Annotated in this window: 11 protein-coding genes; 10 read left to right on the forward strand and 1 reads right to left on the reverse strand. The window is 66.4% G+C overall.

The window, feature by feature from the left end; genetic code table 11:
- From dnaK to ELR45_RS13360, 5 genes are all read left to right on the forward strand, one after another.
- The coding region (gene dnaK, locus ELR45_RS13340; protein WP_240759645.1) for a molecular chaperone DnaK at positions 1 to 1,420 on the forward strand (1,420 nt) is incomplete at its 5' end.
- Positions 1,417 to 2,121: a nucleotide exchange factor GrpE gene (grpE, locus tag ELR45_RS13345; RefSeq protein WP_129666743.1), complete on the forward strand. Its 705-nt coding sequence runs from the start codon at positions 1,417 to 1,419 to the stop codon at positions 2,119 to 2,121. The genes dnaK and grpE, both read left to right, overlap by 4 nt.
- A 144-nt stretch (positions 2,122 to 2,265) precedes the next feature.
- Positions 2,266 to 3,423 carry a molecular chaperone DnaJ gene (dnaJ, locus tag ELR45_RS13350; RefSeq protein ID WP_129666746.1) on the forward strand — a complete coding sequence of 386 codons (1,158 nt, stop codon included), beginning with the start codon at positions 2,266 to 2,268 and terminating at the stop codon, positions 3,421 to 3,423.
- A 1-nt stretch (position 3,424) separates the two neighbouring features.
- The gene (locus tag ELR45_RS13355; protein ID WP_276320678.1) at positions 3,425 to 3,865 is read left to right on the forward strand and encodes a heat shock protein transcriptional repressor HspR; all 441 of its coding nucleotides are present in this window, start codon (positions 3,425 to 3,427) and stop codon (positions 3,863 to 3,865) included.
- Between the two features lie 491 nt (positions 3,866 to 4,356).
- Complete coding sequence (locus ELR45_RS13360) at positions 4,357 to 4,977, forward strand: RNA polymerase sigma factor (protein WP_129666749.1); 621 nt, start codon at positions 4,357 to 4,359, stop codon at positions 4,975 to 4,977.
- Between the two features lie 36 nt (positions 4,978 to 5,013).
- On the opposite strand, the gene ELR45_RS13365 is transcribed toward ELR45_RS13360, so the two are convergent.
- Complete coding sequence (locus ELR45_RS13365) at positions 5,014 to 5,229, reverse strand: hypothetical protein (protein ID WP_129666752.1); 216 nt, start codon at positions 5,227 to 5,229, stop codon at positions 5,014 to 5,016.
- Positions 5,230 to 5,597: 368 nt separating this feature from the next.
- On the opposite strand from ELR45_RS13365, the gene ELR45_RS13370 reads away from it, so the two are divergent.
- The 5 genes from ELR45_RS13370 to ELR45_RS13390 all read left to right on the forward strand — a co-directional run.
- Positions 5,598 to 6,005: an acyl carrier protein gene (locus ELR45_RS13370; RefSeq protein ID WP_129666755.1), complete on the forward strand. Its 408-nt coding sequence runs from the start codon at positions 5,598 to 5,600 to the stop codon at positions 6,003 to 6,005.
- Between the two features lie 2 nt (positions 6,006 to 6,007).
- Positions 6,008 to 6,463 carry a holo-ACP synthase gene (acpS, locus tag ELR45_RS13375; protein WP_205856542.1) on the forward strand — a complete coding sequence of 152 codons (456 nt, stop codon included), beginning with the start codon at positions 6,008 to 6,010 and terminating at the stop codon, positions 6,461 to 6,463.
- Complete coding sequence (locus ELR45_RS13380) at positions 6,444 to 6,920, forward strand: hotdog family protein (protein ID WP_129666758.1); 477 nt, start codon at positions 6,444 to 6,446, stop codon at positions 6,918 to 6,920. The genes acpS and ELR45_RS13380 overlap by 20 nt, the downstream gene beginning before the upstream one ends.
- Positions 6,917 to 8,236, forward strand: coding sequence for a beta-ketoacyl-[acyl-carrier-protein] synthase family protein (locus tag ELR45_RS13385; protein ID WP_129666761.1), 1,320 nt, complete (start codon positions 6,917 to 6,919; stop codon positions 8,234 to 8,236). Before ELR45_RS13380 ends, ELR45_RS13385 begins: the two co-directional genes overlap by 4 nt.
- A partial coding sequence (locus ELR45_RS13390) for a 3-hydroxyacyl-ACP dehydratase FabZ family protein (RefSeq protein ID WP_205856543.1) occupies positions 8,233 to 8,655 on the forward strand: 423 nt, incomplete at its 3' end. The genes ELR45_RS13385 and ELR45_RS13390, both read left to right, overlap by 4 nt.

The raw sequence follows: 8,655 nt of genomic DNA on the forward strand, positions 1-8,655 counted from the left end.
CGGCCTCGACAAGGGCGAGGACGAGCACACCATCCTGGTCTTCGACCTGGGTGGCGGCACCTTCGACGTCTCGCTGCTGGAGATCGGCGAGGGCGTCGTCGAGGTGAAGGCCACCAGTGGTGACAACCACCTCGGTGGTGACGACTGGGACCAGAAGATCGTCGACTGGCTGGTCGACCGGGTGAAGAGCACGCACGGGCTGGACCTGTCCAAGGACAAGATCGCCATGCAGCGTGTCCGGGAAGCGGCGGAGCGCGCCAAGATCGAGCTCTCGTCCGGTACCCAGACCTCCATCTCGCTGCCGTACATTGCGCAGGACGCCGAGAAGAACCCGGTCCACGTCGACGAGAGCCTGTCCCGTGCGCAGTTCGAGCAGATGACGTCCGACCTGCTGGCGCGCACCAAGAGCCCGTTCGAGTCGGTCATCCGGGACGCGGGCATCTCCGTCAGCGAGATCGACCACGTCGTGCTGGTGGGTGGATCCACCCGCATGCCCGCCGTCGTCGAGCTGGTCAAGGACCTGGCCGGCGGCAAGGACCCGCACAAGGGTGTGAACCCGGACGAGGTCGTTGCCGTCGGCGCCAGCCTGCAGGCCGGTGTGCTGCGTGGCGAGGTCAAGGATGTGCTGCTGCTCGACGTGACGCCGCTGTCCCTGGGCATCGAGACCAAGGGCGGCGTGATGACCAAGCTGATCGAGCGGAACACCACCATCCCCACCAAGCGTTCGGAGATCTTCACCACCGCGGAGGACAACCAGCCGACCGTGGGCATCCAGGTCTACCAGGGTGAGCGGGAGATCGCGGCGTACAACAAGAAGCTCGGCACGTTCGACCTGACCGGGCTGCCGCCCGCTCCACGCGGCGTGCCGCAGGTCGAGGTCACCTTCGACATCGACGCCAACGGCATCGTGCATGTGTCGGCCAAGGACCTCGGCACCGGCAAGGAACAGTCCATGACCATCACCGGTGGCTCGGCGCTCGGCAAGGAAGACATCGAGCAGATGGTCAAGGACGCCGAGCAGTACGCGGAGGAAGACCGCCAGCGTCGCGAGGCCGCGGAGAACCGCAACCAGGCCGAGTCGCTCGTCTACCAGACTGAGAAGTTCCTCGCGGACAACAAGGAGAAGGTGGACACTCTGTCGGCCGAGGTCCGCGACGATGTCAATTCGGCGCTCGAGGAGGCCAAGAAGGCTCTTGAGGGTGCTGACGACGCCGCCATCAAGTCCAGCTCGGAGCGGCTGCAGACTGCCTTCCAGTCTCTCGGTGCCGCGATCTACGCGACGGCTCAGCCCACGGGCGACGCCGGCGCTGAGGCCGGGGCCGAGGCCGGCGGTGCCGAGGGTGGCGCCGACGCCGGGGCGTCGGCAGAGGAAGATGTCGTTGAGGCCGAGATCGTGGACGAGGAGAAGGACGACAAGTGACCGACGAGCAGCACGACCCGGAGGGCTCCGTCGAGACACCGGTGGTGCGGGATCGGCGGCGGATCGATCCGGAGACGGGCGAACGGCGGAGTCCGGACGAGGAGTCCGTCCCTGTGGTGGACTCCGCCGCTCCCGCTGAGGAAGGGCTGGCCGCGGCCGGTACGGAGCCGGAGGGCTCCGACGAAGAGCTGGCTCAGGCTCGGGCACAGGCAGCCGAACGGCTCGATGACCTCAAACGGCTTCAGGCCGAGTACGTCAACTACCGGCGACGGGTGGAGCGCGACCGGGAGACCGTCCGCGAGACCGCGAAGGCTGAGGTGCTGTCCGGCTTGCTCGACGTGCTGGACGACATCGGCCGGGCTCGCGAGCACGGTGATCTGACCGGTGCGTTCCGAGCGGTCGGCGAGGCGCTCGAGGCCGCGGTCACCAAGGCAGGGCTGGAGCAGTACGGAGAGGTGGGCGACGAGTTCGACCCCACTATCCACGAGGCACTGATGCACGGATACGACGACGAGGTCGACGTCGTGACGTGTACGCAGATCCTTCAGCCCGGCTACCGCGTCGGCGAGCGGATCATCCGCGCCGCGCGGGTCGCGGTCGCGGAGCCGACCGAGGCACTGCCCGCGCAGCAGGACGGCGGCGACGACGGCGGCACTGTGGTGGCTGGCGAGCCGGTAGAAGGTGCGGAAGAGGAGAAATGAGAAGATCCGGCCCCGGTGTCCTACGCTGGTAGTTCGCGGCAAAGGACATCCGGGGCGGGATGCTGGGAGCCTGTTCTGTGGACCATCGCGGATGGTTCTGACGAGCAGGCTCATGGACAGTAGTAGAAGGGAGGGTCGCAGCACGTGAGCACGAAGGACTGGATCGAGAAGGACTACTACAAGATCCTCGGCGTGCCGGCGGATGCCGATGCCGCGGCGGTGAAGAAGGCTTACCGTAACCTGGCTCGCGAGCTGCACCCTGACCGCAACACGGGCGACAAAGCTGCGGAGAACCGGTTCAAGGACGTCTCCGAGGCGTACTCGGTACTTTCCGATCCGGAGAAGCGCAAGGAGTACGACGAGGCGCGCACCCTGTTCGGCGGAGGCGTGCGGGTGCCCGGCGGCGCCGACGGCGGGTCGTTCAACTTCGACCTCGGTGACCTCTTCTCGGGTGGCGGGTCGACTCAGGGTGGCGGCCTGGGGGATGTCTTCGGCGGTATCTTCGGGCAGCGCCCGCGCAACCGCGGCGCCGGGGCGCGCCGTGGCGCCGACATCGAGACCAACGTGTCGATCGCCTTCGACGAAGCGGTCGACGGCAAGACCGTTCCCCTGCGGATGACGAGTTCATCCGCCTGTACCTCGTGTGCCGGGACCGGTGCCCGCGCGGGTACCGTCCCGCGGGTCTGTCCGACCTGTACCGGCACTGGATACACCAGTACTGACTCCGGCGGTTTCGGGATGGCCGAGCCCTGCCGGGACTGCAAGGGACGTGGACTCGTCGTCGATGACCCGTGTCCGGTCTGCAGCGGCTCCGGGCGTGGCACCACGAGCACCATGATGCATGTGCGAATTCCGGCCGGAGTGGTGGACGGGCAGCGAATCCGGCTTCGTGGCAAAGGGGCACCCGGTGAACGCGGGGGCCGCTCCGGGGATCTCTACGTGACCGTCCACGTCGGCTCCCACCCGGTGTTCGGCCGCAAAGGCGAGCACCTGACCGTGACTGTGCCGGTCACGTTCCCGGAGGCGACTCTGGGTGCCGAGATCAAGGTGCCGACGTTGAACGGCATTCCGGTCACGCTACGCCTCCCACCTGGAACGCCGAACGGCAGGACGTTCCGGGTCCGTGGTCGTGGTGCGGCCCGCCGTGATGGAACCCGGGGCGACCTCCTGGTTACCGTGGAGGTGACCGTCCCGGATAAGGTTGATGACTCGGCGAAAGAGGCGCTCGAAGCTTTCCAGTCCGCGACGTCCGGTGACGATATCCGTGCAGATCTGATGCGGCAGGCCGCACAGGGAGGCTGACATGGACGAACGTACGAGATTTGTGGTCGCGATGTCGGGTTCTGCCCGACGGGTACGTGACGATGAGCCGCTCTACGTGATCTCGGTGGCAGCGGAGATGGCCGGTATGCACCCGCAGACGCTCCGGCAGTATGACCGGCTCGGCCTGGTATCGCCGAGGCGCACAGGTGGTGGTGGCCGCAGGTATTCGCTGCGGGACGTAGAACGGCTCCGTGAGGTTCAGCGGCTGTCCCAGGAAGAGGGCGTCAATCTCGTCGGAGTGAAGCGCATCCTCCAGTTGGAGGCCGAGGTCGAGACGCTGCGTGCGCAGCTGGAACTGGTGGCCGAGGCGCAGCGTCAGTCCGAGTACCTCGCGCAGGGACAGGGCCGCCCCGACTACTTGCCGGTGCCGTCGTTCGGCGGTGGTGCGCTCGCGATCTACCGCACACGTCGGTCACGGTGAGTCGCGGCGCGTCATCCTCTCTGAACGGACCCGAAGGATACGTGTGACATTGTCTCTTCCGCGTGGCGTGACCTGCATGAATTCATAGGTAACGCTCCCAATTCCTGTACCACATCGCTGCCTGTTCACTGGATGTTAATGAATTTCACATGAATTGCTCCCCTCATTGGTAAAGAGCCAGGGTGCGGCGCATCTGGCGGCCGGCATGTAACACATCCTTAACATGACTGTTGGTTGACGAAGGGCGCCGGTCAGGGTTGACTGATTCGGGACAGTGAATAGGAAGTTCCGTGACAAAAGGTTCGCTCGCGACCCCGGGTTGGTTGGCTATGTGCGTTCGGCTGCGGAATGGCGGAATTCATTCGCCATTGACTTTTCGCCATTCGGCGCAGTGGTCGCCGGATGCTGTGCGCTCGCCTTCCGATATCTGGGTCGGGGGTATCGCTGTCTCGACACGAACGGGTGGGCGACTGTAGGGGTGGGGAGCGCTCATGGCGGGCGGGGCCGTGAACAGATATCAGAACACACATGACCTTGTTGAGGCTTGCCTCAGCGATGACGAGCAGGCGTGGCGCGATCTTGTCCATCGGTTCGCTCCCCTGGTGTGGTCAATCGCTCGCGCGCATCGGCTGAGCGCGGCGGACTGTGAGGACGTCAGTCAGGCCACCTGGGTACGGCTGTGGCGCACGCTCAAACAGTTGCGGGAGCCCGACCGGCTCGGTGAGTACCTGTCGGTGATCGCCAGGCGCGAGTCGCTGCGCTATCTGGAGTCCGTGGCCCGGCACCGGCCCGGATATCACGACGTTGCGACACTCCCAACCGCAGACCCAGCGCCATCGGCGGAGTCCATGCTGGTCACGAAGGAGCGCTCAGCGGAGCTGACTCGGGCGTTGCTCCGGCTTCCGCCGCGTTGCCAGCACATGATCGCGTTGCTCGTGGATGCTCGCAGCTATGACCAGATCGCCACCGCCCTCGATCTGGCCGAGGGGTCGGTGGGCCCGATCCGGCGTCGTTGCTTGGAGCATCTCCGGAAGGCCATCGAGTCCGACCGGCGGATGGGGGAGCGGCAGCGCGAAGAGGGCGTGAATCGTCGCCTGGATGCCGTGCAGTGATGCAAGCTCACTCGCCGCGGGCGGTGGGTGCCCGCCTCAGTCGCCGTCCGTGGTCTCGGGTTCGTCTTCCTGAGGGAGGCGCGTCGCGTCTCCCGCAACGGTGAAGGCGCCATCGGGCGTCGTGCCAAGCACCTGCCGCAACTCATTCACGAGGGCGTCGAGTTCGGCGTCACGAGCGCCTTCGGTCTCATCCGACCCCAAGCCGAGTACCTCTTTCGCCGTCGGTGAAGCACCATGTGGCTGCTTCGGCATCGTTCATTTGCCGGGATGAATGTAGCGCACTTGCAGAATATCCATTCCTTGCTGTGAAGGCGCTGTGATGAAGTTACGCCCTGGCTGTCGTCGCTTCATCGCAAGTTTACCGGAATCGTCTACGTGCGGCCACGCACGTAGGAAGTCCCTTGATCGGAGTTTTCGCGAGGTTCAGTGGCGATGCGGGTCGTCATCATTGACTCGTGTGGTCCAGATCACAGTAATTTTCCTGCCTTATCTGTACGAATCTCTCTCCTGGCCGGGTCTTGAGAATGTCAGACCACACCAATTGGGATGACGTGGCGGCGGAATACAGCGTCGCGACTCGCCCAGGCGTTCCCAGCCATGTCGAAAACCAGGAGGAAGAGATGACGAAGACCCGAGATGATGTCACCGAAGCCGTGCGTGACGCCCTCATCGATGCGCTCGGTGTGGAACAGGACGAGGTGACCGCAGCAGCCACGCTGATGGGTGACCTGGAGGCGGAGTCCATCGACCTGCTCGACATACTCTTCCGGCTGGAACGTTCGCTGGGGATCAAGATCACCGCGGCCCAACTGGCCGAACACGTCCAGGGCGGGATCTCGGAAGAGGAGTTCGGCACCGAAGAGGGCGTCGTGTCCGACGTCGGCCTCGCACAGCTGGCTACGGTCATGCCACAGCTCGATGTCGAGTCGCTGCGTGGGAAGCTGCCGGCCGAAGAGGTCATGCAGCTGTTCACAGTCGACAACCTGGTTGATCTCGTCCTCGTGCGCAGCGCCGCCGTGGCCGCTTAGCCATGACCGGAACCGAGACGCTGGACGTCCGTGTCGGGGTGGATCTGGTGCAGGTCTCCCGGGTGCGCAGGCTGCTCGTCGAACAGCCTGCGGCGCAGGCGGAGCTGTTCACTCCGCGCGAGTTAGCCGCGTGCGGTACGAAGCGCAGCCGGTTCGCCCGGCTCGCGGCAAGGTTCGCCGCGAAGGAAGCCGTGCTCAAGGCGTTCGGCACCGGGCTGGGGCCACGTATGAGGTGGCACGACGTGGAGATCGTGAACGAGCCGTACGGGCGTCCGCGGGTCTTGCTGCACGGTGAGCGGGTGCGTTCGCTCGCACAGCGGATGACCGGTTCGCCCGAGATCTCGATGTCTCACACCGGCGACGTCGCGCTGGCGCATGCCGTGATCGTGATGCGCCCGGCCAGCCCTTGGCAGCCCCAGCCCACTGATAGGGAGAGCCATGCTCTTTCACCTGACTGATCGCATCCTCGACTATGAGCTCGGGCGGTCGATACGGGCGCGCAAGGTGACGTCGAGATCCGAAAGCTACTGGCGCGAGGTCTCGACCGCGAAGACCATGCCCCGCCCCATGGTCTTGGAGACGTTGTGCCAGGCGGGCGCGTGGCTGGTGATGCTCCAGACCGATCTCGCGCGGCGCGCGGCGCTGCTGTCAGTGGCCGAGGTGCGCTTCTTCGGGGACGTGTGCCCCGGAGATGTGCTGGAGATCGACGCCACGGTGGAGTCGGCGTCGGACGAGATGGCCGTCATGTCAGGTCAGGTGTCGATCGACTCACACGTGGTCATGGCGGCATCCGACGTGATGTGCGCCTTGATCGAACCCTGCGAGCTCGATGACCCGGCCACCACCCGGCGACAGCTAGCCGCCCTCACCGCCGACGCGGGCAGGACCGATGCGACACAGGGACGGCACGGATGAGCAGCACATCGGACGCGCGCAGAGTGGTGATCACAGGCATCGGCGCCGTGACACCGCTGGGCAACGATGCGCCGAGCACCTGGGCCTCGCTCGCCGCCGGGCGCAGCGGCGTCCGAGAGATCACGACGTTCGACGCGAGCACCTTTCCGGTGCGGATCGCGGGTCAGGTGACCGGGTTCGGTGTCGAGGCCGCAATCCCGGCCCGGCGGCATCGGCGGTACCTGTCCCGCGGTGCGGGCTACGGTGTCGCGGCGGCCATCGAGGCGTTGCGGCAGGCTGGACCGCTCGACGGGTCGGATCCGTACCGTCGAGGCGTCTCGGTCGGCGGCACTGTGGGCCGGGTCGAGCTCCAGGAGCTCGCCGACATGTCGTGGCAGCTGGAGTCGACCGGACACACGTCCATCTACCGCCAGTCGCCGGCGGAGGTCATGACCCGGGACCAGAACGCCGCACCGGCTGTGATGGCGGAGATCGGCGATCTTCGCGGGCCGTTCGTTGCCGTGAGCACCGCTTGCGCGGGTTCCGCGCACGCCATCGGGGAGGCCTTCCGGCAGATCGAGGAAGGTGACGCGGACATCATGCTGGCCGGCGGCTATGACGCGCTGACCACCTGGATGGATGTTCTGGGCTTCGCCCTGCTGGGAGCGTTGACCGTCGACGACGCTGACCGACCCGGCCGAGCCTGCAAGCCGTTCGACGTGCGTCGCAACGGCTTCGTCCTCGGCGAGGGAGCCGTGATGGTGGTGCTCGAGGAACGTGAGCACGCGCTGGCCCGCAACGCGCTGATCCTGGCCGAGCTCGCCGGGTACGCCTCTAGTCTCAATGCCTACCGCATCACCGACTCGCCTCCGGACGGCGGTGGCGCCATCTCCGCGATGCGCGAGGCCGTCCTGTCCTCCGCCCTGGCGCCGGAGGACGTCGACTACATAGTGGCGCACGGCACGGGTACTCCGGGCAACGACGCCAGTGAGACCGTCGCGATCAAGGAGGTCTTCGGACCGCATGCCTACGACGTGCTCGTGAGCTCGCCGAAGTCCATGGCAGGTCATCTGACGTCGGCCGCGGCCGGGCTGAACCTGGTGGCTGCGCTCGGATCCGTCCGATACGACGTGGTGCCGCCGACGATCAACCTGGTGGAGCCCGACCCCAAGCTGGACCTCGACTACGTGCCAGGCGAGGCGAGGCGGAGCCGGATCCAGAACGTCCTGGTGAACGCGTTCGCGTTCGGAGGCACCAACGCCTGCTTCGTGGTGACGGCGCACGAACCCGTTCACGACGATCGACCGCCCACATCCGCGAGGAGTGACTTGACGTGACGACTCAACTCGCCGACGATCCGCCGAGCCTGACCTGGACGACACCCGACGGGCTGGCGGAGATGTCCGGCCTGGACCGCGTGCTCGAGGTGGAACCAGGCAGGACGGCCCGGGCCATCCGGAACGTGCCGTCGACGTTGCCCCTGCTGGCGACCCACTTCCCACGCTTCCCGGTGCTGCCCGGCGTGCTGATTCTGGACGACCTGGCGGCGGTCGCCGCCCTCACTCTCGCAGCTGAGACGGGACCGGTTCCCGGCTGGCGGTTAGCGGGGGCGGCCCGAATCCGGTACCGGCACTTCGTCCGCCCGGGTGACTCCGCCGAGTTGACCGTCGTGCGGAAGGAGAACGCGCACACTCCCGACGAGGGACGGAGGCTGTTCGAGGGGACCGTCCGAGTCGACGGGCGCAAGGTCACCACG

The sequence above is a fragment of the Phytoactinopolyspora endophytica genome (assembly GCF_004138495.1).
GTDB lineage: Bacteria > Actinomycetota > Actinomycetes > Jiangellales > Jiangellaceae > Phytoactinopolyspora > Phytoactinopolyspora endophytica.

Coding starts and splice junctions, on each gene's coding strand:
- ELR45_RS13360 (WP_129666749.1), top strand. CDS start 4,357: ATGGCGGGCGGGGCCGTGAACAGATATCAGAACACACATGACCTTGTT.
- acpS (WP_205856542.1), top strand. CDS start 6,008: ATGACCGGAACCGAGACGCTGGACGTCCGTGTCGGGGTGGATCTGGTG.
- ELR45_RS13370 (WP_129666755.1), top strand. CDS start 5,598: ATGACGAAGACCCGAGATGATGTCACCGAAGCCGTGCGTGACGCCCTC.
- ELR45_RS13365 (WP_129666752.1), bottom strand. CDS start 5,229: ATGCCGAAGCAGCCACATGGTGCTTCACCGACGGCGAAAGAGGTACTC.
- ELR45_RS13385 (WP_129666761.1), top strand. CDS start 6,917: ATGAGCAGCACATCGGACGCGCGCAGAGTGGTGATCACAGGCATCGGC.
- ELR45_RS13355 (WP_276320678.1), top strand. CDS start 3,425: ATGGACGAACGTACGAGATTTGTGGTCGCGATGTCGGGTTCTGCCCGA.
- ELR45_RS13380 (WP_129666758.1), top strand. CDS start 6,444: ATGCTCTTTCACCTGACTGATCGCATCCTCGACTATGAGCTCGGGCGG.